This window comes from Streptomyces sp. NPDC004721 (assembly GCF_053601495.1).
Genome location: NZ_JBSGBZ010000069.1, coordinates 1 through 26,248 on the forward strand (window position 1 = coordinate 1; position 26,248 = coordinate 26,248).

Consider the following 26,248-nt stretch of genomic DNA (forward strand, 5'->3'; position numbering starts at 1 on the left):
CCGAGTACGAACGCGACTGGTGGCGACAACGGGAAGCCTCCCCGCACTCCGCCTGAAACAAGATCGCCGGACTCTGCGAAACTCGGGGCAGCTCACCGCGTTGCCGGCCGCCAACCAGCTCGGGGCACTCGGACCGCAGAAGCTCAACTCCACCGACTGGGTTGTCGCCGGATATGGCACCCAGCAGGCCGTGAACGGACCGGGCGGCCACACCCACCCAGGCGGCGGCGTCCGGATGAAGGCACCAGTAAGCTTCAACGCCCTCAACGGCGCCTGGGTGCGCCTCGCCATGACCGCACCGCAGGGCAACGGCGGTGCCTGCTACGGCGATTCGGGCGGACCCAACTTCGCCGTCATCGGTAGCAAGCGCATCCTCGCAGCGACAACCATCACCGGCGACAGCCCGTGCTACGCCACCAACGTCACCTACCGGCTGGACACTCCGGGAGCACGCGCCTTCCTGTCACCGTTCGTGCAACTACCGTAACTCTCAAAACGCGCAAAGCCAGCTGATACCGGCAGCCGTACCGTCACGTTGGCTGACGACGTGGGACGATCTTGGAGTTGATCGGTCAGGCAAGGAGACCGTCTGTGGAGAATGTGCAGCCGTCACACATGGGTCACACCCGGTGCAGATCATCTCGCACTGTGTGCGGCTGTGCTTCCGCTGCCCGCTCAGCTTCCGAGAGGTCAAGAGATTGACGCTGGAGCGCGGCGTGGTCGTCTCCCACGAGGCCATCCGTTACCTGAGGTTCGGGCAGGCTTCAGGCTCAGAACGCTCCGTTCGGCGAGTGGCTCCCGCATCCGGCTGCGTGCGCGGGACGAGGCGGCTCTCGGCATTCCCATGTGGCCGGCCCGATGGGTGCGACCGCCAGGATGCCGACGGTCGACGCACAGTCCGCAGCCCGCAAGCGTGCTTGCCCAAAGCCGCGGAGAAGGACGGATGCGCTTGCCACGGCTTCGGCGTGGCAAGCGCGTCAGCGGCCGCGGGCCGCTCCCGTCGTCGCGGGGCTCAGATACTGAACCGCTCCTTGGCCAGCAGCGGTCGTACCCGTGCCTGGAAACCCCCGGTGCGGAAGGGCGCCTGCAGCAGACCGGGGCGGAGACGCTGGGCCAGGGCGGCGGCGATCATGCCCTGGTCGAGAGCGAGGACGAAGTCGCTGACGCGCCCGGTGACCACGTCGATGGAGTCGCGGAAACCATAACGGTCGTCGTAGGCGCCGAAGTCGTGAGCGAGCGCTGTGAGGTTGGTGAGGGCCTCCGAGGGGGCCTGCGGCAGGGCGAGGAAGGACGCGTGCGGCGTGACCACACCCAGGGAGTGGTAGCCACCCTGCATCATGCCGATCGCATCGACGCCGTACTCCCGGTAACCGCCCTCGGGGATGCTGGCCGGGGAGAAGCCCCAGTAGCCGTACTTCTCCTCGATGAGGCCGTGTTCGATCTGGCTGCGGACGTACCGGCGGTGCGTGGTGCCCCAGGAGCGCGGCGACCACTCCGGCTCCGGGACGAACAGGGGGACCATCAGGGCCTCGAACATCGAGCCGCCCCACGTGGGGACCAGCTTGCGGCCGCGGTGGGTGTAGTGGCCCTCCCAGACCCGGACACCGTCGATGGTGACGTAGGCGCCCTCGGGTTCCTGATCCTGTCCCATGCCGGGCGGCAGTGTGCGGAACATGTGCCAGTAGTGCTCGCCCGGCAGGGAGCGGTCGGCGATGCCGAGGTAACTCGCCATGCGCGGCTCGGTGTTCAGGGCTCCGTAGTGGTGGCCAGTGGGCTCGCCCTTGCCGGGCTTGTCGGGCCAGAAGCCGCCGCGCAGCTGCCCGGGTCCGGCGACCGGGTCGGCCGGGTCGAACGGTGTGTAGAAGTAGCCCCAGTCGGCATCGGCCAGCAGGGCGGCGATGCGCGGGCGAAGGGCCGGCGCGGCGTAGGCTGCGATCCGCAGACCGGTGACCAGCCAGGCGTTGTCGACGGTGGAGAGGAAGGGACGGACCGTGTCGCCGCTCTCCGGCCACGCCGTCAGCAGCGAACCGTCCCGTGCGTCATACCAGTTGAACCAGAAGCCGTGTGCGCGCTCCAGCCGCTCCACCGCGGCGACGGTGCGGGTCAGCTGCTGTTCCATGGTGGCGGAGGAGATCACGCCGAGCCCGGCAGCGGCGACGGTTGACCACAGGCCGCAACCGATGTTCGTCGGCGAGGTCTGTGCGGAGAGCACCGGGGTGCCGGCGCCGCTCACGTCGATCTTGTCGGCGGTCAGACCGAAGTCGGTGGTCATGGCCGCAATCGAGCGGTAGGTCGCGCTGAACCAGGACCGCAGGAGGGCTGTCTCCCGGTCGGTGCCGGTGGGGGTGGCGGCGTGGGCGGTGGGTGCGGTGACGCAGGTGGCCGCGGCAGCGGCGCCGGCGGTGGTGAGGAAACGACGACGGTTCATGCGGGTCCGGCTCCTGGACGGGTGGGGACGGGCGTGTGTCGTGGTGCGGTGGCGCGGGCGAGCCGCGCCGGGGGCGGGAGCCGGCGGGTGTCAGGTCCCGCCGGCTCCCGGATCAGGGGCAGCCGGCGTCAGGCGGCCGTGCGCGGCAGTTCGCGGCTGCGACCGAGGCCGCCGAGCCAGACGGCGGACGGCTTGGCGGTACGCTCGAAGGTGACCGGGTCCACCGCGATGAGGCCGAATGTGGGCTTGTAGGAGCCCCATTCGTAGTTGTCGAGGGCGCTCCAGGCCAGATAGCCCTGGATATTGAGGCCGTCATCGATCGCGGACGCCACTTCGCCGAGGGCGCCGGTGTAGTAGTCGACCCGGCGGGTGTCGTCCGCGGTGGCGATGCCGTTCTCGGTGACGATCAGGGGCATGTCGCGGCCGATGACGTCGGCGGTGTGGCGCAGGGCGTGGCCGACCGCCGCAGGGTAGTACTCCCACTGAGTCAGGGTGCGCTCGGCGTCTCCGGGGGCCGGGATGGGGCCGTCGGGGCCGACCTTGGTGCGGGTGTAGGACTGCACGCCGATCCAGTCGTCGTCGCGAGCGGCCTCGATGAAGACGTCCTCGCGGGGGTGGCGGTAGGCGGCCGTGACCTCCTCGGCGCCGGGCAGTGCCTGGTAGACCTGGTTCGCGATGGTCCAGCCGGCCTGGATGCCGGGATTGATCGCGCGGACCGCCTTGACCGCGGCGTGGTGGGCGGCGATCACCGCGTGGGTGGTCTCCTCGTCCGGCGTGGGCAGACCGGCGGGCGGGAAGCCCTGGTCGCCGGCCTTGGCCGCGCCCGCCATCACGGCGATCATGTTCGGCTCGTTGATGGTGCACACGTGCCGGACACCGTCGGCGATGATCGGCGCGCACGCCTCGGCGTAGCGGGCGAACAGTTCCACGGCTCCGTCGGCGGTCCAGCCGCCGAAGTCCTCGAACCACTGGGGGACGGTGAAGTGGTGCAGGGTGACCATGGGGCGCAGGCCGCGTGCCAGGGCACCGTCGACCATGCGGCGGTAATGGGCGATCTCGGCGTGGGAGAAGGTGCCGCGCACCGGTTCGATGCGGGCCCATTCGACGCTGAAACGGTAGTCGGTGAAGCCGAGTTCGGCGAGCAGGTCCATGTCCTGCTCCCAGCGGTGGTAGCTGTCGCAGGCGTCCAGGCTGGGTTCGGCGATCTTCGCCGCGGGGTCGTGTTCCTTGCGCCACCAGTCGCTGTTGACGTTGTTCCCCTCGATCTGGTGGGCGGCGGTGGAGGCGCCCCACAGGAAGCCGTCGGGGAAGCGGGTCGAGGTGTGCGTCATTGTCCGTTCTGTCTTTCTGGTGGATGTGGGGGCAAGGACGCGCACGGGCACGGGCACGGGCCGTGTCGGGCCGTCCTTTGGTGGCGCGGTTCCGGGCTACTTGAGTCCAGCGGTGGCGATGCCCTGGGTGAAGTGCCGTTGGAGGACGGCGAAGACGACCAGTACGGGCAGAACGACCAGCAGCGAACCGGCCATCAGCATGCCGTTGCCGCCGCTGACCGTGCGGTTGGGATCGTTGGCGAAGGTCGCCAGCGCGACGGGCAGCGTGTACTTGCCGGGGTCGTTGGTGGCGATCAGCGGCCAGATGAAATTGTTCCAGGAACCGAGGAACACGAAGATCGTGAGGGTGGCCAGAGCCGGCTTGACCAGGGGCAGCACGATACGCCAGAAGATGTACCACTCGCCGGCGCCGTCGATCCGGGCGGCTTCGAGCAGCTCGTCCGGGACGGACTGCATGAACTGCCGCATCAGGAACACCCCGAACGCACTCGCCGCGAAAGGCAGGACGAGTCCGGCGTAGGTGTCGATGAGGCCAAGCCCGTTCATCAGCACGTACAGCGGCAGGATCATGAGGTTGCCCGGCACCATCAGGGCTGCCAGGACGGTGGCGAAGACCTTGGAGCGGCCGGTGAAGTCCAGCTTCGCCAAGGCGTAGCCGAGCATCGAGCAGAACAGCAGGTTGCAGACGGTCACCAGCACGGCCACGATCAGCGAGTTCATGAAGTACCGCGCCATGTCGAGCTGGTCGAACAGCTCGCTGAAGTTGCTCAGCGTCCACGTGGAGGGGATCCACACCGGCGGGCTCGCGGTGAGGTCCTTCTTCGTCTTGAACGCCGACAGAGCCATCCACAGGAAGGGCGCGGCCATCAGCAGCAGGCCGAGGGAGGCGATCGTGTACAGCAGCAGGGGGCGCATGCGACCCGTGTGCCTGCGGCGGTTCGGCGCGGTCGCCGTCGGGGCGGTCATCGGGTGTTGTCCCTCAGCAGTCGGAGCTGGAGCACCGTGATCCCCATGATCACGACGAACAGTACGTACGCCATGGCGCTGGCATAGCCCATGTGGAAGAAGTTGAAGCCCTCGCGGTACATGTCGAGCGAGACCGTCAGCGTCGCGTCGGACGGGCCGCCCTGGGTCATCACGAACGGTTCCTCGAAGACGTTGAGGTAGCCGATGGTGGTGATGACGGTGGCGTAGAGCATGGTGGGGCGCAGCAACGGGACGGTGACACGGCGCAGTTCCTGCCAGGCGCCGGCGCCGTCGAGGCGGGCGGCCTCGCGCACCTCGGTGGGGATGGCCTGGAGCCCCGCGATGAACAGCACCATGACCGTGCCGAGGTTGCGCCACACCGCCATCGCGATCAGGGACGGCATGGCCCAGCTCTCCGAGCCAAGGAAGTCCGGTGCCTCCGTGCCCAGTTCGGAGGCGATGCCGGCGATCAGACCGTCGGAGGGATCGAGCACGAAGCGCCAGACCACGGCGACCGCGACGATGGTGCTGATCACCGGGGCGTAGAACCCGACGCGGAAGAAGGTGCGGGCGCGGTCGATGCCGTGGTTGAGCAGGATGGCGACGAGCAGGCCGAGCACGATGGTCAGCGGGACGCCCACCAGCACGAAGTAGCCGGTGTTGACGAGGGCGGTGAGGAACTTGTCGTCCTGGAAGAGACCGGTGTAGTTGTCGAGCCCGACGAACTGCGCCTCCAACGGCCGGGTGACATTGCGGGCCCTGAAGTCGGTGAAGCTCATCAGGAGCGTCGCGACGATGGGGAAGAACATGAAGGCGCCGAACAGCACGAGGAACGGCGTGGAGAACAGCCATCCGTGCAGATTGTGGCGGCCGAGGGAGCGCCGGCCCGGCCGGGTGTCCCGACCGCCCGCGGAGCCCCGGGTCTTGGTCACGGCCGTGCCCGGGGCGGCCGGTCCTGTCGTGAGGGACATGACGGTTACCTGACGAGCCCGTCGACCTCGGACTGGGCCTTGTCCAGCGCGGCCTTCGCAGTGGACTTGCCCTGGGTGACCGACTCAATGGCGGTGTCGACCTTGGATGTGATCTCGGTCAGCTTGGGGTGGCTCGGGGTGCTCTTGGCGGTTTCCATCTGGCTGCGCCACACCTTGAGGTTGGGGTCGGAGGCGAGGTCGCCGGACGTCCACGCGGCGGTGTTGGCGGGCAGGTCCTTGGTCCGGTCGAACCAGTCGGCCTGGCCCTTGGCGTCAGTGAGGTACTGGATGAACTCCTGGGCGGCCGCCTTGTGGTCGCTGTCCGCGGAAACCGCCAGGCTCGATCCGCCGGCGACCGACACCGATGCCTTGTCGGCGGGGACGGCGGCCACGGCCCACTTCCCCTTGAGGTCGGGGTAGTTCTCGTCCAGCAGGCCCATGATCCAGGGCCCGCCGAAGAACATGGGGACCGCGCCGGTGTTGAAGTCCTTGAGGGGGTCGTAGCCGGGCGGAGCGGACTTGCTGCTCAGGCCCTTGTCGGGGTAGCTAGCGTAGTTCTCGAGTGCGTGGACGGCCTCGGCGGAGTTGACGACCGGCTTGCCGTCGTCGTCGAGGACGGCTCCGCCGGCCGAGTACAGGAACGGGTAGAAGCTCTGGACGGTGTCCAGGCCGCGGGACTGGATGTACAGGCCCCACTTGGTTCCGGCCTTCGTCTGGTAGGCCTCGGCGGCCTTCTGCAGATCGGCCATGGTGGCCGGGGCGCCCTTGAGGCCGGCCTTCTCGGCGAGGTCAGTGCGGTAGAAGAGGACGCGGGTGTCCACGTACCACGGGACCCCGTAGGTCTTGCCGTCGTAGGAGCCCTGCTGCCAGGCGGCGGGGAAGAAGTCGCCCTCGTGGAAGGTCTTGGTGTCGACCGGCTCCAGCGCTCCCATGTCGGCGAACTCACTGAGGTAGGTGCCGCCCATCTGCATCACGTCGGGCAGCTTGCGCGCGGCGGCGGCGGCGACCAGCTTCTGGTGAGCGACGTCCCAGCCCACCGGCGTGACCTTGATGGTGATGTGGGAGTGGGTCTTCTCGTACTCCTTGGCGACATCGCCGAGCTTCTCACCCTCGGTACCCATGGCCCAGACGGTCAGCGTCTGCTTCGCGTCGGCGGCCGCGCCCGCGCCACCCGAGCCGCCGCAAGCGGTGAGGGTGAAGGCAGACACCAGGGTGAGGGCGATCGAACCGGTTGCGGCGGCGCGGTTCATGGACGGCTCCTCCTTGAGCTCTCCGAAATGTATGCGCTGTCTGTAAGCGCATACATCACTTTCTTGCAGCAGTTCCCGACCTGACAAGGGGGGCTGGGTCACACTCCCGTAACGGCTGGGACATCCCTCGTCGATCTCCGAGTACCGCACACCGGAAGGGTGCACCACGGGCCCTCGGCGAGGCAGCAACCTGAATCGGGTCGATGCGCGATGAAGCGTCGGCGACCCACACCCCTTTGGCCACGGGGAGCGGGTGCGTGCCCCCGGGCGGGAGGCCGGCGACGACCGTTCCACCAGACCCAGCCCGCTGCCCTGCCGCGCGAAGTCTTCCCCGCGCCCGGCGGCGGGGCTGAGCCGGAAGCGGCCGAGGCCGCGGGCCGGGCCGAGGGCGGCGGTGGCCCGGCCCACAGCCTCGCCCGGAGGGCCTACCACGGACGCGGACAACGTATGGGCCGCGCACACACTGCGAGGCTGGGCAGGGCAGGTATCAGCAGGGAGTGTCGCCGGCAGCGTTGTCAGCGTTCCCGGCCAGAAGGTGCGGAGGCGGTCCGCAGCGTCACGGGGGGCCTCGGCACCGCAGAGGTCTCCGGCGCGTGGCCACAGCCACAGCTGGCCCTGCGGGCCACACTGACGGGGAGCATCAGCGAGACCGGCTCGCCGGACTGTTCTCCGCTCAGTCGCTGCACCAGGAGTTCGGTGGCCTCCTCCCCCATCCGCACCATCGGCTGGCACACGGTGGTGAGCGCGGGGCGCACCATGCGGCTGAGTGGGATGCCGTCGAATCCGGTCACGGCCACGTCGTCCGGCACCTTCAGCCCGCGTCGTTCGAGCGCGTGCAGGGCTCCGACGGCCATCTGGTCGTTGGCGAAGACAAAGGCCTCAGGGCGTTCGCCCGGCCGGTCGCACAGCAGGTCGGCGGCGCGCGCGCCCTCGGCCTGGGTCATCATGCCGACGAGCAGGGCAGGTTCGTCGGCCGTCTCGACACCCGCCGCGCGGCATGCCTGCCGGAACCCGCGGAAGCGGGCCTCGACGTCGGGGGACTCCTCCGCCGTGCCGACGTAGGCCAGCCGGCGCAGCCCGTGGTCCTCGATGAGATGGCGGGTCAGCTCCCGCTGACCGTCCTCGTTGGCGGCCTCGATGTGGTCGAGGTGGTCCAGGGAGTCGCCGCCCTCGCGCGGTCCCGCGAGCATCACCACCGGACGGCGCCTGGAGATGACTTCCAGTTCCTCGGTCGACACCGTGCGGGCCATCACGGCGAACCCGTCCACCTGGCCGGCCACCTTGGCCACCAGGCTCTCCGGCCCTCCCCGGAGCGAGGCCGCGATGAGCAGCGCGTAGCCGTGACGGCGGGCGGCCCGTTCCATGCCGCGGATGATCTGGTCCGAGTACAGCATCGCGTCGGCGTCGTCGGCGGTGGCGTCAGGGTCGGAGTAGTCAGGGAAGCAGAGACCGAGGACTCCGGTGGAGCGGCTGGCCAGCCCGCGGGCGCTGCCGCTCGGGACGTACCCGAGTTCCCTGGCCGCGGCGAGCACCCGCTCGCGGGTGCTCGCCCGCACCGAGTCGGGACTGCGGTAGACGCGCGAGACCGTGGCGATGGAGACGCCGGATCGTTCAGCGACGTCGTACACCGTGGGGGTGGCGTTCACGATGCGGTGTCGTTCATGGTTCGGACCCCCCGTACTGTCGTACTCCCTACGTACGAATGAAAGCGCATTCATCCTAAAGGCGTGCTGGCGGTGAATCAACCGGCTTCGGCTGGCCGGGCGCGGACCGGGACCGGCTCCGCGCTGGCTCGAGCCAGCGCTGCGATCGGTGCGGTTCACCGCGCCATGAACCGTTCGACGCCCGCCAAGAGCGCGGACGTCCCAGGTTGGGATTCCGGCGGGGAACACCGAAAGGGCCCGGCTCGCTGCGAAGCCACGTTCCCCTGGTGCTGCGGAAGTCACCGTCCCATCACCTCGAAAGGTTCTCTCGCCGTGCCGCCCGTGAGGGTGGGGCATGGAGGTGAGCGGGGAAGGATGGCCGTCGTGATCCGGAGCCTCGGATCACCACACGTGGTACTCGGCCACGCCGTCGCAGGCCGAGGGCGAGCGCGACGAGGTGAACGAGCGCACGGCGACGGAGCGGCGCCCGGACGTCCCCAGGACCGAGCCGTCCCAGACGGAGAGCGAGGGGGGTGATGAGGGCCTGGTCCAGGTGAAGGGTCTGGGGTCCTCGTTCCAGCTGCAGATCCAGGCCCGGATGTCGTCTTCCAGGGCCTTGGCGGAGGTATGGACGCCGCGGCGGATGAGCTTGCCGGTCAGCGGGCCGAACCAGCGCTCGACCTGGTCGACGCCCACTCGGTTTACTCCTCGCCGTGACCGTCACCGCCGCGAGCCTGTCGAAAACGCCGTAAAAATACGACTGCTCGACCAGACCAAGAAGACCTGCCCCACCATGTCCAAGAGCTGGCTCGACACCGGGTTCAAGAACGCCGTGGTCGAGCACGGTGCCAACCTCGGAATCGACGTGGAAGTCGTCAAGAGAAACCCCGACATCCGCGGCTTCCACGTCGCCAAAAGGCGCTGGGTCGTCAAGCGAAGTCTGGGATGAATCATGCTCCGCCGACGTCTGGCCCGCGACTGCGAGACCCTCCCCGCCAGCTCCGAAGCCATGATCTACATCGCCTCGATCGACAACCTCACGAGGCGCATAACGGACGAGACGCACCCAGATGGCGAGGGACCCACTAGGAGATAAAGGGCAATCCGCCTACGTCAAACGCCCTCTAAAGACGGGGAACGATCAAACGGGGACGGAAGGCCATACCGTGCTGACCAGCAGGAACAGCAAACCCCGGGGAAGATCACCACAGGCAGGGAAGGCTATTGGGCCTCTCCTAAAGCAGGTGTCGCAGGTTCGAATCCTGCCCGGGGCACAACGCGTTACGCCGCTGACTTGGGGTTCTCCCCCGGGGAGGCGCCCTATTGAGCCTCTGACTACTCGTCCGGGGCCGTTTGCGTGAGCGGTGCGTGGCGCCGACCTTCACCTGCCGGTGTCGGCTTCGTCGTCGCGCCGGCACCGGGCGTCACATCTGTTGCAGGCGACGCGCGCTGAGGGCCAGAACGACCAGGGCCGCGTCCTCGGGGCGTCTGGGGTCGCGGCCAGTGAGCTCGGCGAAGCGGTTGAGGCGTTGTTGGATCGTGTTGCGGTGGCAGTACAGGGCGGCGGCCGTGTCGGCCACCGATCCGCTGCCCGACAGATGGACCTGGACGGTTTCCAGCAGGCGTTCCGCCTCCGCCGCAGGAACCGCGGGAACTCCCGTGTACAGGCCGCCGAGCACGTCGGACGCCAGGTCCCGGCCGAGGTCGCCGGCGCGGTGGACCAGGACGTCGAGCCAGTTGTCCTCCAGCCGGTGCGGTTCTGTGGCGTCGGGCGGCAGCACGCGGGCCGTGGCGGTCGCGAGCGTCACCGCGCGGGGCACCTCGGTGAGTCCGGTCACCACGCGGGAAACGCCGCACGGCGTCCCGTGCAGCTGTGTCAGCACCGCTTCCCGGGTGAGGCGTGGGCTCAGCTGGACCACCAGGACCATGTCCGAGGCGACCGCCTGCTGTTGCAGTGGGGCGTCGAGGTTGCGGAGGGCGTTCGCGACTCCCCGTAGCGATGCCTCGCCGCCTCCGGGCGCCACCGCGCACAGGAACTGCCCGGGCACCTGGAATCCGAGAGCCCGCGCCGCGTCCTGCACCACGGTGGGGTTGCGGCCGTCGGTGTCCAGGAGCCGGCTGAACCACAGACGCCGCTCGTCCTCCGTCCGCCGCCCCATCTCCAGGACGGTGCGCTGATAGGCGGTCATGATGCCGGTGACGTGGCGCTCGACCGCCTCCCACACGTAGTAGGCGGAGGTGACCAGTTGCGCCCTGCCCTCCTCGCCCGCGCGCCGCACCAGGGCGGCCCAGACGACCCGGAAGTCCACGCGGGCGGCCTGCAGCAGCGCATCCAGCGGAACGCCCTGCCGGGCACGGTGTTCGCCGACCCGCTCGGAGACGCCGGCGATGTGTTCCGGCACCGGCAACTGCGCGACGGTGCGCAGCAGGAGCTCGAACGCCTGCCAGGCGCTGTCGCGGAACTCGTGCCGGGAGACCAGGTCCGAGTAGGAGGCGCGGACCGGCCCCACGTACTCGGCCCACTCGTCGACCAGGCTGTCGATCTCCTCCAGGCACTCGCGGGCCAGAGCGACGACATGCGGGTCCGGCGAGGGCAGGGCGGCCGGGTGCGGAGTCGGGGTGCGCATGTGCTCCATCGTGCCTAGTCCCTGGCGGGGTAGAAACGCCGGGTCAGCTCGCCCGGCCGCGTACGCGGATCACCTTCCGGTTCACGAACTCCGCCATTCCGTACGCCCCCAGCTCCCGCCCCACGCCGGACAGCTTGACCCCGCCGAAGGGGAGGTCCTCCTGGGTCTGGGAGGAGCCGTTGATCGAGACCATACCGACGTCGAGCGCGTCGGCGACCGCCTTCGCGGCGGCGAGGTCGCCGCCGAACACGACGCTGCCGAGGCCGTACGGGGTGTCGTTGGCGAGGCGGATCGCCGTCGCGGTGTCGGGGACGCGGTGGACGACCGCGACCGGGCCGAAGATCTCCTCCTGGTACGCCCGCATGCCGGGGGTGACCCCGGTGAGAACGGTCGGTTCGACGAAGGCACCCTCACGGGCCGGCCGCTTGCCCCCCGTCACCGCCGTCGCGCCCCGCTCCACCGCGTCGTCCACCTGCGCGATCATGGCCCGGGCGGCCTCCTCGGAGGAGAGGGGGCCGAAGGAGACGCCGTCGTCGGTGGGGTCTCCAACGGTCAACGCCCGCACCGCGTCCGTGAAGGCGCCAAGGAAACGGTCGTAGAGAGGGTCTACGACTATGAACCGCTTCGAGGCGGTGCACGCCTGGCCCGCGTTGCCCATCCGGCCCTCGACGGCCGCGGCGACAGCGGCCTCCAGGTCGGCGTCGGGAAGGACGACGAAGGGGTCGGAGCCGCCGAGTTCGAGGACGTACTTCTTGAGGTGGCGGCCCGCGACCTCGCCCACCGCTCGCCCGGCCCGCTCCGAGCCCGTGAGCGACACCCCCTGGACACGAGGGTCCGCGATGACGCGGGCGACCTGCTCGTTGGTGGCGTACACGTTGATGTACGCACCCGCCGGCAGTCCGGCCGCCCCCATGATGTCCTCGATGGCTTGCGCCGACTCGGGGCAGTTCGGGGCGTGCTTGAGGACGACGGTGTTGCCGAGGACGAGGTTGGGGGCCGCGAAGCGGGCGACCTGGTAGTACGGGTAGTTCCACGGCATCACGCCGAGCAGCACGCCCAGCGGCTCGGACCGTACGACCACGTCGTCGCCGCCGCGGATGTCGAGCCGCTGGTCGGCGGCGAAGTCGGGGCCGTGCCCCGCGTAGTACGCGAAGATCGCCGCCGACAGGTCCACCTCACCCAGGGCTTCGCGGGTGGTCTTGCCCATCTCGCGGGTGATGATCGCGGCCAGTTCCTCCCGCCGGTTCTCGAACTCCCGGGACACGGCGAGTACGGCGTCGGCCCGCTCTTTGACCGGGCGTCGCCGCCAGGTCGTGAACTCCGCTGCCGCCGCCTCGACCGCGCGGTCGACCGTGGCGTCGTCCGACGTCGGGTACCGCCGCACGAGAACGTTCGTGGCCGGGTCGACGATCTTGTATTCCGTCACGCGTGTCTTCTTCCTTCGCATAGCCAAAGGTGGATCAGCCGAGGTGCAGGAGCGTCCGGAGGTCCTCGCCCGCGCGGATCCGCCGTAGGAGCTCCGGCTCCGCCGCGTCCGACAGTTCCGCCTCGTGCACCACGGCGGCCAGAGCTGCCGGCGGCAGGGCGATCACGCCGTTGGCGTCGCCGAGGACGATGTCCCCCGGCGCGATGCGGACACCGCCGATGTCCACGGGCACCTGGTGCCGCCCGCCCCGACCGTCAAGCCTCTTGGTGGTCAGGCAGCTGGTGCCCCGGGCGTGGACCGGCAGGCCGAAGGCCGGGTCCGTGAGCGCGTCCACATCCGTCACCACTCCGTCGACGAGGATGCCCGCGGCCCCGCGCGCTCGCGCCGCCGCTACCGTGATAGCGCCGATCGGCGCGTGGGTGTGGTCGCCGCGCATGTCGACGACCAGCACCTCGCCGGGGCGCAGCGCGACGAGCGCGCGGTTCACCGCCACGGCGTCCGGGGCGTCGAGGGCGAGGGTGGCGGCCGTACCGGCCATCCGCCGTGGCCGGCCCAGTCGCCGGACGGCCGAGTCGACGAAGCCTTCTTCCAGGAAATGGCCGAGCGTCGGGAGGTCCACTCGCAGGAGGCGCTCCAGCAACTCCCCGTGTGCGAGTCCGGCCTGGTCGGGGGCGACGGTGACGCTCACTCCCCCGCTCCTTCCTTGACCACCGCGATGCAGTCGATCTCCAGGGACACGCCCCACAGCCCCACGCAGACCGTCGTCCGCGCCGGCCGGCGGTCGGCGAAGAACGCCTCGTACACCTGGTTGTAGGGCGCGAGCTGGTCCGGCGAGCTGAGATAGGTGTTGACCTTGACGATGTGGTCGAGATCCGTACCCGCCGCGTGGAGAACGGCTTCGAGGTTGCGCAGCGTCGCGTGCACGTCGTCCTCGAAAGTGCCGTTCGACTGCCCCGGGGCGGCGGGTATCTGACCGGTGGTGAAAACGAAGCCACCGGCGGACGTCGCCTGAACGTAGGGGCCCACGGCGGCCGGGACGCCCGGCGCCGAGTCGATCCGCGTGATCCCGCGTCCATTTGTCGCTGTTACCGCCGTGGTCGCTGTGCTCATGCGACCGCCCCGATCGGGCGCGCGGTGGACCGGGACTCCACGCCCGGCTCGTCGATGTCCCCGAACCGGGTCTCCGCGAGCAGGAGCAGGGCCAGCAGGGACAAGGACGCCGCGCCGAGCACGTACCAGGCGATCGAGGAGCTGCTTCCGGTGGCCGACAGCAGCCAGGCGGTGACGGCCGGAGTCGCCGCGGATCCCAGCAGGCCCGACAGCATGTAGGCGACAGAGAGGCCCGAGTACCGGACCCGGGTGCCGAAGAGCTCGGCGAGGAAGGTCGCGATGGGGCCGTAGTTGGCGGAGAAAGCGAGCATCATGAGCGCGTAGGCAACGAAGACCCCGAGCGCCGATCCGGTGTCCAGCAGCCAGAAGAACGGGAAGGCGAGTACGGCCTCCGCCGCGATGCCCGCGTAGATGACGGGCTTGCGGCCCACCCGGTCGGACAGCCGGCCGAAGTACGGGATGGCCAGGAACGCGATGGCGCAGGCCACCATGACCGCCCACAGCATCAGGTTCTTGGAGTGTCCGAGGTCGTTGGTCCCGTAGCTCACGCCGGAGGCCACCATGAGGGTGAAGGTCGACCCCGTGGACAGGGTCGCTACGCCGCCCAGCAGCACCTGGCGCCAGTACCGGCTCATCAGCGCGAAGAACGGGATCCTGGCCTTGACGCCCTCCTCCCGGACCGCCTGGAAGGACGGCGTCTCCTCGATGTGGAGCCGGATGTAGAAGCCGATCCCGACAAGGATCGCCGAGGCCAGGAAGGGGATCCGCCAGCCCCACGAGTACAGCGCGTCGGTGCTCGTGGTCGAGGCGACCAGCAGGAACGCGCTGTTGGCGAGCAGCGTCCCGATCGGCACCCCGATCTGGACCATGGAGCCGAAGAATCCGCGCCGGTTCTCCGGTGCGTGCTCGACGGTCATCAGTACGGCACCGCCCCACTCGCCGCCCAGCGCGAGACCCTGCACCACGCGGAGGCCGAGCAGCAGGAGGGGCGCGGCCACGCCGAGGGTGGCGTAACCGGGCACGAGGCCCATGGCGAAGGTGGCCACACCCATCGCCGTCAGGGAGATCAGCAGCATGGACTTGCGGCCGAGGCGGTCTCCGAAGTGGCCGAAGAGCACTGCACCCACCATGCGCGCCAGGTAGGCGGAGGCGAAGGTCAGAAACGAGAGGATCGTGCCTACGGCCCCGTCGAACTCGGGGAAGAACACCTTGCCGAAGACCAGCGCGGAGGCGGTGCCGAACAGGAACAGGTCGTACCACTCGACCGTGGTGCCGACCATGCTGGCGAGGGAGATCCTGCGCATCTTCGTCGCGTCGAGCCGGCTGCCGGTGGTCGGCGGGAAAGCGGGAGCGGTCATGGGGACTCCGGTCTGAGTTCTGAGCCGAGGGATCGTCTGGGGAACTGGAGGCTGAGCGGGCGCCGTCCAGTTGGCCAACGGTGCATCGACGACTTCGCCGACCACAAGGAGCAGAAGCACACCGTCGCGGGGCGACGACTGTGCACATGACCAATGCGTCACGTCGCGCTCCGAATTCCGGATGAAAACTTCGTGTTACGGACCTGGCCCCCTCGCCCACGCCTGTTCATCTGCACATCGCAGCGCCGCTATCCGGGGGCCTTTGCCCCGTGTCTCCGGCCGCCTCGAAAGCAACACTGGCCGGGCAACCGCGGCCTCAAGAGAAGGAACAGACCCCCGATGGCGAACGTCGCACCCGAGCCCACCAACTCCCCCGAGCGCCCCCTCTCCGCCGGCCATCTGATCGTCGCGCAGCTGGAGCGCGAGGGCGTCCGGCGGGTGTACGGGGTTCCCGGTGAGTCCTTCCTCGACGTTCTGGACGGCCTGCACGACTCGTCGATCTCGACGGTGGTGACCCGGCACGAGGGTGGTGCGGGCTTCATGGCGCTGGCGGAGGGCAGGCTGACGGGCCTGCCCGGGGTGGCGATGGTGACCCGGGGGCCGGGCGCCGCCAACGCCTTCATCGCCGTCCACACCGCACACCAGGACGCGACCCCGATGCTCCTCTTCGTCGGGCTGGTCCCGGTGCCCGACCGTGGCCGGGAGGCGTTCCAGGAGTTCGACCTCAGCGGGTGGTTCGGCAGCACGGCGAAGAAGGTCGTCCTGCTGGACGACCCCACCGCCGCAGCCCGCGTCGTCGCGGAGAGCGTCCACGTGGCCCGCAGCGGCCGGCCCGGCCCGGTGGTGATCGGCCTTCCCGAGGACGTACTCACCCTCCCCGCGGGCCCCGCCCTCGGGGTTCGGCCGCTTGCGGTGCCGCGGCCCCGCGCCGCAGAAGCGGAGCTGAAGGAGCTGGTGCACCGGTTCGAGCGCGCGCGGCGGCCCCTGGTCGTCGTAGGCGGAGAGGGCTGGACCGCGGAGAGCGGCCAGGAACTCATGCGCTGGGCGACACGGCACTCGATCCCCGTCCTCGCCGACTTCCGCGCCTACGATGCCGTCCCCCACGACCTCGAAGGCCTCGGCGCCTACGCCGGCTCGCTCGGCTACGGCCGTGGCGACCACGCGGCCCGGCTGCTGGACGAGGCCGACCTCACGGTCTTCCTCGGCGCACCACGCGGTGACGTGCTCAGCGACGGATACGCCCGCGGCCTCGACTCGGAGACGGTGCTCGTGCTCCCCGGCGACGCACAGGGCCACTGCGGCCGCATCGACCAGTTCGTATCGGCCCATGCGCCCGCCTTCGTGCTCGACCTCGTCACCACGCCGGCGGCGCCGGACGCCGACGCCGCGTGGTTCGGGGCGGCCGTGGACACCCAGGCCCGCTTCGCCACTCCCCCCTCCGAGCCGACCGAGGACGACACCCACGACACCTACGTCGACCTCACCGCGGTCATGGGCGTGCTGCGGGAGGAGCTCACCCACGACGCCGTCATCACCTACGGCGCCGGGAACCACGCCCTCTGGCCGGCCCGCTACCTCCCCCACCGCGCCCCGGCCTCCCTCGTCGCCCCCCGCAACGGCGCCATGGGCATGGGCATACCGGCCGCCGTCGCGGCCTCGCTGGCCTTCCCCGGACGTGAGGTCGTGTCGGTCGCGGGTGACGGCTGCTTCCTGATGAACGGTCAGGAACTGGCCACCGCGGTGGGCCACGGCGCCGCCTTCGTCGCCCTGGTGGTCGACAACGGCTGCTACGCGACGATCCGCGAGCACCAGGAAGGTGCCTACCCGGGCCGCCCGTCCGGCACCCAGCTGACCAACCCGGACTTCGCGGCATGGGCCCGCTCGTACGGTGCGTACGGCGAGACCGTGACCTCGCACCGCGACTTCCGCGAGGCGTTCCGGCGGGCCCGCGCGAGCGGCCTCCCGGCCGTGCTGCACCTGATCCAGGACCCGGCGGTCCGCGCTCCGGCGACCGCCGCCTGAGCCCCGAAGCCGCCCGCCCGATGAGCCGCGAGGCCGACCGCCCGATGACCCCCGCGCCGCCCCACGATCTCCGGCGCCCCACCCGCCTCCGCCAAGGTGACCCGTCCCGCCGTGGACGCGTTCCCGCACCCCATCCCGCAAACCGACAGGACGTGATCATGACCAACCCCGCCACCTCTTCCACGGCTCCGACCGCACACGACGTCACCCTGCTGGAGGACTTCGCGACTCTCTCGGCGTTCGGTGCCACACCCGGCGGTGGGGTCGACCGACAGGCTGCCACCCCCGCCGACGCAGAACAGCGTGCCTGGCTCCACCGGTGGCTCACCGCCTGCGGCGCCGAAGTGCGCTACGACGGTGTCGGCAACCAGTTCGGTCTCTTCACCGTCACACCCGGAGCCCCGTACGTCCTCACCGGCTCACACCTGGACAGCCAGCCGCTCGGTGGCCGCTACGACGGTGCGTACGGCGTCCTGGCCTCGGCCCACGCCGCGCACCGGGCCGTGGAACGGTACGGCGTCTCGGAGGCCGCACCGAAGTACAACGTGGCCGTGGTCAACTGGTTCAACGAGGAAGGCTCCCGGTTCAAGCCGAGCATGATGGGCAGCTCGGTGTTCACGGGGAAGCTGCCGGCCCGGACCGCCCTCACGACGACCGATCCTGCGGGCACCACGGTCGAAGCCGCTCTCCGCGAGATCGGAACGATCGGCGACTACGCCGGGCCGGACGTGGCAGCGTACGCCGAGATCCACATCGAGCAGGGCCGCGACCTGGAGAACAAGGGGAGCACGATCGGCCTGGTGGATGCCACCTGGGCGGCACGCAAGTACCAGGTCGTGGTTCGCGGCGAGCAGTCGCATACCGGATCGACGATCATGGCGGACCGCCGCGACGCCCTGTTCGGCGCCTCACTCCTCGTCGTGGCGGTGCGCGAACTGGCCGAGCAGAGCACGGACATCCCGCTGCACACCTCGGTGAGCGAGATGACCATCGAGCCCAATTCTCCCGTGGTGGTCGCACGCGAGGTGCGCATGCACGTCGATCTGCGTTCGCCCGACGAAGCGCTCCTCGATTCGGCGGCCAAGAAGCTGGCCGAGTCGATCCCCGGCATCGAGGAGCGTGCGTCGGTCACCATCGAGCAGGTTCAGACACACGGTTGGGGCGTGGCACCGTTCCCGGCGGCCGGGGTCGAGCTCGCAGCCCAAGCAGCCGACGAACTGGGGCTCAGCCACCAGACCATGATGACCATCGCGGGACACGACTCGGTGAACATGAAGGATGTCGCGCCCTCGATCATGCTGTTCGTGCCCAGCATCGAGGGAATCTCCCACAACGAGGGCGAGTTCACGAACGACCAGGACATCAGCGCGGGCACCGATCTGCTCACCGAGGTGGTCCGCCGGCTCATGTCGGGCGCTCTGGACGGCGCACGGTGACCCGCGTGGCAGAAACGAATTACGTCTCTCCTGATCGACCTCGTGAGCTCGTACGACAATGTCGTGGCCTGGCTCAACGGGCATAACCACACGGGGAACTACGGGCTCACGCGCGGCAATCACTGCGTCAAGTTCAAGGCCCTGCCGACACCACGACCACTTCATACGTGACGGTGCAGGCGTACGAGGACCACCTGCTGATCGAGGGCTTCGGCCGCGAGCCGAACCGGATCGTCCCGATCGGGGCGCCGGCATACGAGATCTGAGGATCTCACCGGGGTGCCGCCGGCCAGCGACGGCCGGAGGCATCCTTCCAACCTCAGCACCCGTTCAACGCGACAGACATCATGCTTGGCCCCGCTGTGCAGGAGCAGGGTGCTCGACGGGTCTACATCGACAAGGCCTCACCCGCGTCGTACCACGCGTTCCGGCGGGCCGCCGAGGCGGTGCACACCGAGGCCGTCGCGGCTGGCCTCAAGCCTGCCCTGCTGGAACTGGTCAACGTACGCGTCTCCCAGCTCAACGGCTGCGCCTTCTGCCTCAACGTCCACACCCGGGCGGCCCTGCGCGCCGGGGAGTCCCCGATGCGCCTGGGGGTCCTGCCGGGCCGGCGGGACACGGAGGTGTTCACCGTACGGGAGCGTGCGGCGCTCAGCCTGGCCGAGGCGGTCACACACTCGGAGGAGGCCGCCGCGCTGGAGCCGGCGTACGCGGCGGCCCGCGAGGTCTTCACCGAGGTGCCGAAACCTCCGCCGTGATCTGGACCGCGATCACCATCAACGCGCTCAACCGGGTCTCCATCCTCAGCAAACACCCCGTAGGCTAGAGCGCCACGCCGCGGCCGACGCCCCGCTGACCGTACGAACTCCTCCGGACCTACGTTTACGGATGGCCGGACCCTCCTGCCCTCCTGCCCTACTGCTCGAAAGGCCCACGATGACCATCGAAATCACCGACTCCCCCGACAACAATCGCTACGAGGCCCGCGTGGACGGGCAGCTCGCCGGCTTCGCCGAGTACCTGCGCACCAGCGAGAGCGGGCTCATCGTCTTCACCCACACCGAGGTCGACCCGGAGTTCAACGGACAGGGTGTCGGCTCGGCACTGGCTCGCGCGGGCCTGGACGCCGCGCGGGCGGACGGGCTGCGGGTGCTCGCCGTGTGCCCGTTCATCACCGCCTGGATGGCCCGGCACCCCGACTATCAGGACCTCGCCTACCAGAGCCGCAGCAAGGTTGAGGACTAGTACTGCAATCACAGCTATGGGGTTTGGCCTCGGCGTTTGTAGTGGCTGAGGCGAGCGCGGGTCTGACTGAGCCGTCTCCACCATGACCAGTGCAGATGGTGGATCGGGGTGAGGTGTTGGGGGCGGAGGAGCAGTCCGATCAGGCGGCGGATCTCCGCCACGGACAGGGGTACCAGGCGGGTTTGTCCGAGATCGCTGCCCCCTTTGACAGTTCCTGGGCACGGATGGCGGTCAGAGCGGCCAGGGCAGCTATGGACAGGGTGATGTGTCGGAACCAGGCGTCGTAGCGGCGGACTTGGCAGTGGTCCAGGCCGCGCTCGTTCTTTGCGGCCTGGAAGCATTCCTCGACCTGCCACCGGGCCCCGGCTACCCGGGCCAGGTCCCTCAGCCGTGTGCCGACCGGGCCGTAGCAGACGTAGTAGGCGATCTCCGTCGGTCACTGACGCTGCGGCGGGCCAGTACCCAGTGGCCGAAGGCGTTCAGCGCCTCGCTGACGACCCGGGCCATCAAGTGGGACCTGATCGCCTAGCAGTACGACCAGATGGTCAAGTACGCCACCGCCCTGCGCCTGGGCACCACGGAGGCGGAACAGGTCCTGCGCCGCTTCACCCGCGGCGGTCCCAAACACCCCACCCATGCCGCACTCGAAGAACTCGGCCGCGCGGTCCGCACCATCTTCGCGTGCGACTACCTCGCCAGTCCGGACCTGCGCCGCGAGATCCACGGCGGCCTCCAGGTCGTGGAGAACTGGAACTCGGCGAACACCGTGCTGCACTACGGCAAGGATGGCGCCCTCACCGGCCCGGACAAGGAGCACGCCGAGACCGCGATGCTCGCGCTCCACCTCCTCCAGTCCAACCTGGTCCAATCAACACGCTGCTGCTCCAACGGGTACTTGCCGAACCGGCCTGGGCCAAGAAGCTCTCGGATGAGGACCGACGCGGGCTGACCGCGCTCTTCTGGTCGCACATCAACCCGTACGGCACGTTCCGCCTCGACATGGACAAGAGGATCGATCTCCTACCCGTCCCTGTACCAAGCCCGCGCCGAGCAGTGCTCAGCGCGTCGGACGGTAGGTGGCGATGATCACTCCGCTGCTGGTCGGCCGGGCGCTCACCAGCTCCAACTTCTTCAGGTTGGCGTCGTCGGCGAACAGCTTCTTGCGGCCCTCGCCGGCCACCACCGGGTGGATCAGCAGTACCAGTTCGTCCAGCAGGTCCTGCTCCAGCAGCGAACGCACCAGCGTCGGGCTGCCCGCGACGGTGACGTCCTTGCCCTCGCCCGCCTTGAGCTCCGCGATCGCGGCCGCCAGATCGCCGTTGATGAGCGTGCTGTTCGCCCAGTCCTCGACACTGTCCAGCGTGGAGGAGACGACGTACTTGGGCGAATCGTTGATCCACTTGGCGAAACCGGCGTCCTCGCCGCTGGTCACCGTCGGCCAGTACCCGGCCCACTCGGTGAAGGTCACCCGGCCCAGCAGAATCGTGTCGGCCGTCTCCAGCGTCTCCCCCAGCGCCGCGCCCATCTCCTCGTCGAAAGCGAACTGCCACTCGTTCGGCGACTGGGCGACCCCATCGAGCGAGACGAACAGACCCGAAACGACCTTGCGCATGATTCCTCCGTCATGAGTTCGGGGTCGTCTGCCCGGTCCCGGCCGGGACGGCCCTCTGACCGGGACGCGCCGACCCCGTCGGCTACGCCAGGAAGACTATGCGGGCGTCGAGGCTGAGGTCTTGTACAGAAGCGACAGGGGCTCCGCCCTGTCCGGAGCGCTCAGCCGAGTGGCGGTCCGGCCGATGTACCGGGTCAAGGACCGCGCCAGATGCGGCTGGTCGAAGTAACCCAGCCGATGCACGACGTCCTGGGCCGGCGCACCCTCCTGGATCAGTACCGCCGCCTCACGGGCGCGGCGGATCTGCCGGATGGCGCCCCGGGTGAGGCCCGTCGCCGCGACGAAGCGCCGCTGGAGGGTGCGCTCGGAGACGTCGAGGGTGGCGCCGTCGAGCACGGCGGGCACAATCGGGTCGCAGTCCACGATGCCCTCACGCACCATGCGCCGTACGAACGCCTCCGCGTTGTCGTAATCGGGCGGGTGCCAAGCGGAGCCCTTCAGCCAGACGCAGCGCCGCGTCACGTCGGGTATCTCCGCGCTACCGCCCACAAGCCGGCTGATCGGTATGTGCGGCATCGAGGTGCCGAGGGCAAAGCTGATGCCGAAGAACGTGGCGTCCTTGGGGACGGGGGCCAGGCAGGCCTTGGGCTCCGGGCCCAGTACGGCCGCCTGGACCTGACCGTGGTGCTCCCAGAAGACGAGCTCCCAGTGCGATGTCGCGATCGACGTCATCCGGCCCACGTCGTCGCTGCGGCTGCGCCACACCCGCTCGATGTACGGCAGCTCCGACGGCCGGCTCTCGATCTCCAGACCCAACCGGATCATCCCCCGTTCACCGCTGCCTGAGCCGCCAGTGTGTCACGTCGTCCGGACGACCAGAGCGCGTGGGAGATGCGCGGGGAGGATTGGCGCGGCTCGGCCTGAACGCGGCCAGTGGCCCGATGCCCGTAGGGCGCATGTGGAAGCCCAGCCACATCGGGCCCAGCCTTGTTCGCCACCAGGCCCGAGTCGACCGCGCGGCAAGCCGCGGCCCATCGCCAGCGGTGCGAAGGCTTCCCGCCGGAAGCTCGATCTCGTCATGCAACTGCTCTGCGAGGGCGACACATTGAAGGTCACCGGCTCGACCGGCTCTCCCGCTCCGTGCTGCACCTGGTGACCCTCGGCGCTGAGCTGCGCGAACGGAGTATCGGGCTGCACGTCATCGATCAGGGCATCGACACCGCCACCATGGAGGGGCGGGCGATGTTCGGGATGCTGTCTGTATTGGCAGAGCTCCAGCGTGAGCTGATCGTGGCGAATACGAACGACGGCCTCGCCTCCGCGCGGGCCCGGGGGCGGGTCGGCGGGCGCCGGCCGAAGCTCACCGAGGACCAGGCCGCGCTCGCCCAACGGCTCGACGATGAGCGGGGAAAGACCATCCAGCAGATCGCCGACATGTTCGGTGTGCCGCGGTCCACGGTGTACGGACACCTCGACAAGACCAGGACCGTGCTTCGCCAGCCGAAGAAGACCGCAGCCACGAAGTCCTGAAAGCTACCCGCGGGTTACTTGTTCTCTGGTGTCCGGGCTAGGACTCCGGGGGCACAGTGGGCTGCAGTCGCTGTCGTCGACCGAGGCTGAGCTGTGTCTTCCCGGTCACGCCGGTGCCGCCGCTGGCCTGGCACCGCAGGCTCATCGCCAAGAAGTGGGACCACGCCGACCGACGCCGCACCGGCCATCCTCCCACGGCCGCCGCGCTCAAGAAGCTGGTTCTGCATCTGGCAAAGGAGAACCCGCGGTGGGGCCAGCGGCGGATCCAGAGTGAACTGGCCCGGCTGGGCAGCCGATCGCACGGTCCACGGTCTGGGAAATCCTGCACGCGGCCGGCATCGGCCCGGCCCCGCGCCGCACCGGCCCGAGCTGCCGCGAATTCCTCACCACCCAGGCCGAGGGGACCACCGCGGCGAACTTCTTCCACCTCGACACGATCACTGGCAGACGGCTGTACGCGTTGGCGTTCCTCGAACACGGCACCCGCCGGCTCCACATCACCGGATCACCGCCCACTCCACCGCGCAGTGGGCGGCCCAGCAGGCCCGCAATCTGACCGCCGACCTCGGCGCCCGCGTCGAGTCGCTGCGCTTCGTTCTCCGCGACCGCGACAGCAAGTACACCGACTCCTTCGACGCCGTCATCGAGGCCGAGGACATGGACGTGCTGCCACCGCAGCCAGTCCGAACCCTGCTTGGAGATGTGGCCGTGCCGGACCGTCATATCCGAGCTGCGGACCGTCGGGGTGAGCCCCGCCCACGCGGCGAGCTTGCGGGCGGAGGGGAAGCGGCTGATGTCACCGATCTCGGCCACGATGACCAGGGCGGTGAGCGTACCCACCCCCGGCAGCTGGGTGAGGGTTTTGACCCGCGGATCACCACGGGCGTGCGCGACCAGCTGCTGGTCCAGGGCGTCGATCGGCCCTCGGAGGGCGTCCATCAGGACCAGAAGATCGTCGACCACGCGGCGCGAGGCGTCCGGCAGGTCCAAGCCGTCGAGCCAGACCCGTCCCGGAGTGGTGAAGTAGCTGCCGGAGCGGTCACAGCCGTAGTCCGCCAGGACGGCATGGACACGGTTGCGCAGCAGCGTGCGCAGACGCACCAGCTGGCAGCGGTGGCGCAGCAGAGCCCGTTGCTGGCGCACCCCCCAGCGGGGCAATCCACGCCTCCGGCAGCAGATCCGCACGCAGCAGATGGGCGAGGGTCGCCGCGTCGACCTTGTCGTTCTTCAGCCGCGCGGAGGCGATGGCCTTGCACCGCAGCGGGTGCACCAGGTGCGGCTCGAAGCCGTAGTCCTCCAGCAGTCCACGAGCCAGCCCCAGCCGTAGGCGGCCTCGAAGGCCACCGGGGCTCCGATCGGAAGATCCCCGATCACCGAGAGCACCGTCTCGACCCCGTTGGGCACGTTCCGATTCACCTGCACCGCACCATCGTGATCAACGACCGCGATCTGCGAGCGCTTGCGGTGCACGTCGATGCCGACGTAGACCGACATTGAGGGCCTCCTTTCCGAGCACGTATGGGACCCGGAACCAGAATCCACCGGGCTGTGCAGGGAAGGGGGCCCGGCCCTCATAGAGTCAGGTCAGCGGCACTCCTCGCTTATTTGATCAAGCATCGGACACCCCACTCGCGAAAGCCCGGGGCTAGGGTGTGGTGGTTGCGGTGCGGTAGAACTTGGCTGCGGTGACAGTGGCGGGGACGCCGAGTTCGGCGGCGACCGCGGTGATCGCGCTGTCGCCGACGGTGAGGTCGGCGTGGCCGTCGGTGGTGAAGTACGGTGCGATGAACCTCTCGTAGTGAGCTCGGACTTCATCCTCGGTCTGTCCGCCGAGGAATGTCCGCATGTGCCACACCGTGATGTCGGGGTCGTTGTGGATCGCCTGCAGCGCGCGCCGGTGGGCTCGTACGACGGCCTGGACCGCGGGGTCGTCCGGGGAGATGTAGGTGGGGTCAACGGCCACACCCACGGTGGCGATCTGGAAGTGGTCGCCGACCCAGGCCGGCACCTGCCAGCCGTGCTCGGCGGCGACCGCCTCAGGTGCCATGGTGCTGCCGACGTAGGCGGCGTCGATACTGCCGTTGTGCAGGTGGCGCAGGTCCATGCCGTAGTCGCCGGGATAGCGGACAACGGTGTGGACGTCGCGGTCCGGGTCGAGGCCGGCCTGGCGCAGCACGATCCGGGCGAAGCACCCGGGTGGGGTGTGGGGGGCGTGGACCGCGAGCCTTTGGCCGGCCAGGTCGGCCAGGGAGGCCAGGCCGGGACGGGCGAGGAACCAGAACAGCGGGTGGTGGGTGTTGACATTGAGTGCGACCCACGGGGTGCCGTCGGTCAGCCGGGACAGCAGTGCCCTGCCGAGCCCGATAGTGGCGCAGCGGCGCAGGCGCTCAACGTCCCAGGAGCAGCCGTCGCGCAGCGCGACGTGGACGCCCTCGTCGGCGTAGAAGTCCTCCTGGTCGGCGATGTAGGCGGCCAGTTCCTCGTGCAGGCCCCGCCCGACATAGGCGAGATCGATCGTGTACATGAAGCTCTTCCTTGATCGTGTCATCGCCGGTCGGGCTGTCAGTCCATCGACATTCCGCCGTTGACCGCGGCCGTGGTGCCGGTCATGAAGGCGTTGTCCTCGCCGGCGTAGAAGGCGACCGCTTGGGCGACATCGGCCGGGCGTGCCAGGCGGCCCATGGGGGTGAGGGCCACCTGCCGCTGCTTGATCTTCTCGTCGAGCGCGGACCCCAGGCGGGTGTCCTCCACCGGGCCGGCTGCGACGATGTTGACCGTGATGCCCTGCGGGCCCAGTTCCTGGGCGAGGTAGCGGGCGAACTGCTCCAGGGCGGCCTTGGCCGCGCCCAGTGCGATCATGCCCTGGCGGGGCCGGCGGCTGAGGCCGGTGCTGATGTAGATGATGCGTCCCCAGCCCTGTTCGGACATGGCGGGCAAGACGGCCTTGGTAACCGCGAACGCCGCATGCATCTCGGCGTCGATCTTGCCGCCCAGTTCTTCCCACGTCATGTCCTGGAACGACTTGACCGCATACGGGATGAGCGCGTTGTGCACGAGCACGTCGATGCTGCCCCAGGCCGCCTGGACCTGCTCGACCATGCTCTCGATCGCCGCCGGCTCGCGCACGTCGGCCTGCACGACCATGGCCTGGCCGCCTGCCGCCTCGATGCCGGCCACGACCTCCTCGGCCGCCTTGGTGTTGCGGAGGTAGTTGACCACCACGCGCATCCCTCGCGCGGCTAGCAGGCGCGCGGTGGCCGCGCCGATTCCGCTGCTGGCCCCTGTCACCAATG

Annotated in this window: 24 protein-coding genes and 5 pseudogenes; 10 read left to right on the forward strand and 19 right to left on the reverse strand. The window is 69.4% G+C overall.

Going from position 1 to position 26,248, the window contains the following annotated elements; translation table 11 throughout:
* The first annotated feature begins 100 nt into the window (after positions 1-100).
* Complete coding sequence (locus ACWEK3_RS36470; RefSeq protein WP_453251661.1) at positions 101-487, forward strand: hypothetical protein; 387 nt, start codon at positions 101-103, stop codon at positions 485-487.
* Positions 488-1,012: 525 nt separating this feature from the next.
* Here the strand turns inward: ACWEK3_RS36470 and ACWEK3_RS36475 are convergent.
* From ACWEK3_RS36475 to ACWEK3_RS36505, 7 genes are all read right to left on the reverse strand, one after another.
* Positions 1,013-2,428 (reverse strand): glucoamylase family protein, encoded by a 1,416-nt coding sequence (locus ACWEK3_RS36475; protein ID WP_453251662.1) that lies wholly within the window; start codon positions 2,426-2,428, stop codon positions 1,013-1,015.
* Positions 2,429-2,556: 128 nt separating this feature from the next.
* Positions 2,557-3,759, reverse strand: coding sequence for a glycoside hydrolase family 1 protein (locus ACWEK3_RS36480; RefSeq protein ID WP_390728758.1), 1,203 nt, complete (start codon positions 3,757-3,759; stop codon positions 2,557-2,559).
* A 96-nt stretch (positions 3,760-3,855) separates the two neighbouring features.
* Positions 3,856-4,725: a carbohydrate ABC transporter permease gene (locus ACWEK3_RS36485; protein ID WP_450544927.1), complete on the reverse strand. Its 870-nt coding sequence runs from the start codon at positions 4,723-4,725 to the stop codon at positions 3,856-3,858.
* Complete coding sequence (locus ACWEK3_RS36490) at positions 4,722-5,696, reverse strand: carbohydrate ABC transporter permease (protein WP_453251663.1); 975 nt, start codon at positions 5,694-5,696, stop codon at positions 4,722-4,724. The genes ACWEK3_RS36485 and ACWEK3_RS36490 overlap by 4 nt, the downstream gene beginning before the upstream one ends.
* Positions 5,697-5,701: 5 nt before the next feature.
* Complete coding sequence (locus ACWEK3_RS36495) at positions 5,702-6,946, reverse strand: sugar ABC transporter substrate-binding protein (RefSeq protein WP_453251664.1); 1,245 nt, start codon at positions 6,944-6,946, stop codon at positions 5,702-5,704.
* Positions 6,947-7,461: 515 nt separating this feature from the next.
* A complete protein-coding gene (locus ACWEK3_RS36500; protein WP_453251665.1) occupies positions 7,462-8,592 on the reverse strand; it encodes a LacI family DNA-binding transcriptional regulator in 1,131 nt (376 codons plus the stop codon).
* A gap of 399 nt (positions 8,593-8,991) precedes the next feature.
* A complete protein-coding gene (locus ACWEK3_RS36505; RefSeq protein ID WP_453251666.1) occupies positions 8,992-9,285 on the reverse strand; it encodes a hypothetical protein in 294 nt (97 codons plus the stop codon).
* Here ACWEK3_RS36505 and ACWEK3_RS36510 point away from each other — a divergent pair.
* Positions 9,285-9,678: pseudogene (locus ACWEK3_RS36510) on the forward strand (IS5/IS1182 family transposase); the annotation flags it as partial. The gene ACWEK3_RS36505 and the pseudogene ACWEK3_RS36510 sit on opposite strands and share 1 nt — an antisense overlap.
* Positions 9,679-10,013: 335 nt before the next feature.
* On the opposite strand, the gene ACWEK3_RS36515 reads toward ACWEK3_RS36510, so the two are convergent.
* The 5 genes from ACWEK3_RS36515 to ACWEK3_RS36535 are packed head-to-tail and all read right to left on the reverse strand — an operon-like array spanning position 10,014 to position 15,110.
* On the reverse strand, positions 10,014-11,216 hold the full coding sequence (locus ACWEK3_RS36515) for a PucR family transcriptional regulator (RefSeq protein ID WP_450544917.1): 1,203 nt from the start codon (positions 11,214-11,216) through the stop codon (positions 10,014-10,016).
* Positions 11,217-11,259: 43 nt separating this feature from the next.
* Positions 11,260-12,642, reverse strand: a complete 1,383-nt coding sequence (locus ACWEK3_RS36520) for an NAD-dependent succinate-semialdehyde dehydrogenase (RefSeq protein WP_453251667.1) — start codon at positions 12,640-12,642, stop codon at positions 11,260-11,262.
* A gap of 34 nt (positions 12,643-12,676) precedes the next feature.
* Positions 12,677-13,330: an RraA family protein gene (locus ACWEK3_RS36525; RefSeq protein ID WP_450544913.1), complete on the reverse strand. Its 654-nt coding sequence runs from the start codon at positions 13,328-13,330 to the stop codon at positions 12,677-12,679.
* Positions 13,327-13,752 (reverse strand): RidA family protein, encoded by a 426-nt coding sequence (locus ACWEK3_RS36530; protein ID WP_450544911.1) that lies wholly within the window; start codon positions 13,750-13,752, stop codon positions 13,327-13,329. The genes ACWEK3_RS36525 and ACWEK3_RS36530 overlap by 4 nt, the downstream gene beginning before the upstream one ends.
* On the reverse strand, positions 13,749-15,110 hold the full coding sequence (locus ACWEK3_RS36535) for an MFS transporter (protein ID WP_453251668.1): 1,362 nt from the start codon (positions 15,108-15,110) through the stop codon (positions 13,749-13,751). The genes ACWEK3_RS36530 and ACWEK3_RS36535 overlap by 4 nt, the downstream gene beginning before the upstream one ends.
* A gap of 339 nt (positions 15,111-15,449) precedes the next feature.
* Here ACWEK3_RS36535 and ACWEK3_RS36540 point away from each other — a divergent pair, with 339 nt between their 5' ends.
* The 4 genes and pseudogenes from ACWEK3_RS36540 to ACWEK3_RS36555 all read left to right on the forward strand — a co-directional run bounded on the left by ACWEK3_RS36540 (position 15,450) and on the right by ACWEK3_RS36555 (position 19,813).
* Positions 15,450-17,132, forward strand: a complete 1,683-nt coding sequence (locus ACWEK3_RS36540) for a thiamine pyrophosphate-dependent enzyme (RefSeq protein WP_450544907.1) — start codon at positions 15,450-15,452, stop codon at positions 17,130-17,132.
* A 158-nt stretch (positions 17,133-17,290) separates the two neighbouring features.
* On the forward strand, positions 17,291-18,568 hold the full coding sequence (locus tag ACWEK3_RS36545; protein ID WP_453251669.1) for a M20 family metallo-hydrolase: 1,278 nt from the start codon (positions 17,291-17,293) through the stop codon (positions 18,566-18,568).
* Positions 18,569-18,915: 347 nt separating this feature from the next.
* Positions 18,916-19,394, forward strand: a pseudogene (locus tag ACWEK3_RS36550) (carboxymuconolactone decarboxylase family protein).
* 110 nt (positions 19,395-19,504) lie between these two features.
* Positions 19,505-19,813: a GNAT family N-acetyltransferase gene (locus ACWEK3_RS36555; protein ID WP_453251670.1), complete on the forward strand. Its 309-nt coding sequence runs from the start codon at positions 19,505-19,507 to the stop codon at positions 19,811-19,813.
* Positions 19,814-19,952: 139 nt separating this feature from the next.
* Here ACWEK3_RS36555 and ACWEK3_RS36560 read toward each other — a convergent pair.
* Positions 19,953-20,284, reverse strand: a pseudogene (locus ACWEK3_RS36560) (IS701 family transposase); the annotation flags it as partial.
* 70 nt (positions 20,285-20,354) lie between these two features.
* Here ACWEK3_RS36560 and ACWEK3_RS36565 point away from each other — a divergent pair.
* A complete protein-coding gene (locus ACWEK3_RS36565) occupies positions 20,355-20,762 on the forward strand; it encodes a Tn3 family transposase (RefSeq protein WP_453251671.1) in 408 nt (135 codons plus the stop codon).
* Entirely contained in the window at positions 20,693-20,899 is a 207-nt protein-coding gene (locus ACWEK3_RS36570) for a hypothetical protein (protein ID WP_453251678.1), read from the forward strand. The genes ACWEK3_RS36565 and ACWEK3_RS36570 overlap by 70 nt, the downstream gene beginning before the upstream one ends.
* Here ACWEK3_RS36570 and ACWEK3_RS36575 read toward each other — a convergent pair.
* Positions 20,871-21,425 (reverse strand): dihydrofolate reductase family protein, encoded by a 555-nt coding sequence (locus tag ACWEK3_RS36575; RefSeq protein WP_450544897.1) that lies wholly within the window; start codon positions 21,423-21,425, stop codon positions 20,871-20,873. The two genes, ACWEK3_RS36570 and ACWEK3_RS36575, sit on opposite strands and share 29 nt — an antisense overlap.
* Before the next feature lie 96 nt (positions 21,426-21,521).
* Positions 21,522-22,250, reverse strand: a complete 729-nt coding sequence (locus tag ACWEK3_RS36580) for a helix-turn-helix domain-containing protein (RefSeq protein ID WP_450544895.1) — start codon at positions 22,248-22,250, stop codon at positions 21,522-21,524.
* A 327-nt stretch (positions 22,251-22,577) separates the two neighbouring features.
* On the opposite strand from ACWEK3_RS36580, the gene ACWEK3_RS36585 reads away from it, so the two are divergent.
* Positions 22,578-22,955 carry a recombinase family protein gene (locus tag ACWEK3_RS36585; protein WP_453251672.1) on the forward strand — a complete coding sequence of 126 codons (378 nt, stop codon included), beginning with the start codon at positions 22,578-22,580 and terminating at the stop codon, positions 22,953-22,955.
* A gap of 56 nt (positions 22,956-23,011) precedes the next feature.
* Positions 23,012-23,636: pseudogene (locus ACWEK3_RS36590) on the forward strand (integrase core domain-containing protein); the annotation flags it as partial.
* 45 nt (positions 23,637-23,681) lie between these two features.
* Here the strand turns inward: ACWEK3_RS36590 and ACWEK3_RS36595 are convergent.
* From ACWEK3_RS36595 to ACWEK3_RS36610, 4 genes and pseudogenes are all read right to left on the reverse strand, one after another.
* Positions 23,682-23,894, reverse strand: a pseudogene (locus ACWEK3_RS36595) (transposase); the annotation flags it as partial.
* A 288-nt stretch (positions 23,895-24,182) separates the two neighbouring features.
* The gene (locus tag ACWEK3_RS36600) at positions 24,183-24,449 is read right to left on the reverse strand and encodes a hypothetical protein (protein ID WP_453251673.1); all 267 of its coding nucleotides are present in this window, start codon (positions 24,447-24,449) and stop codon (positions 24,183-24,185) included.
* A 151-nt stretch (positions 24,450-24,600) separates the two neighbouring features.
* The gene (locus tag ACWEK3_RS36605; RefSeq protein ID WP_453251674.1) at positions 24,601-25,479 is read right to left on the reverse strand and encodes an ABC transporter substrate-binding protein; all 879 of its coding nucleotides are present in this window, start codon (positions 25,477-25,479) and stop codon (positions 24,601-24,603) included.
* 38 nt (positions 25,480-25,517) lie between these two features.
* The gene (locus ACWEK3_RS36610) at positions 25,518-26,243 is read right to left on the reverse strand and encodes an SDR family NAD(P)-dependent oxidoreductase (protein WP_453251675.1); all 726 of its coding nucleotides are present in this window, start codon (positions 26,241-26,243) and stop codon (positions 25,518-25,520) included.
* Between the last annotated feature and the right edge of the window lie 5 nt (positions 26,244-26,248).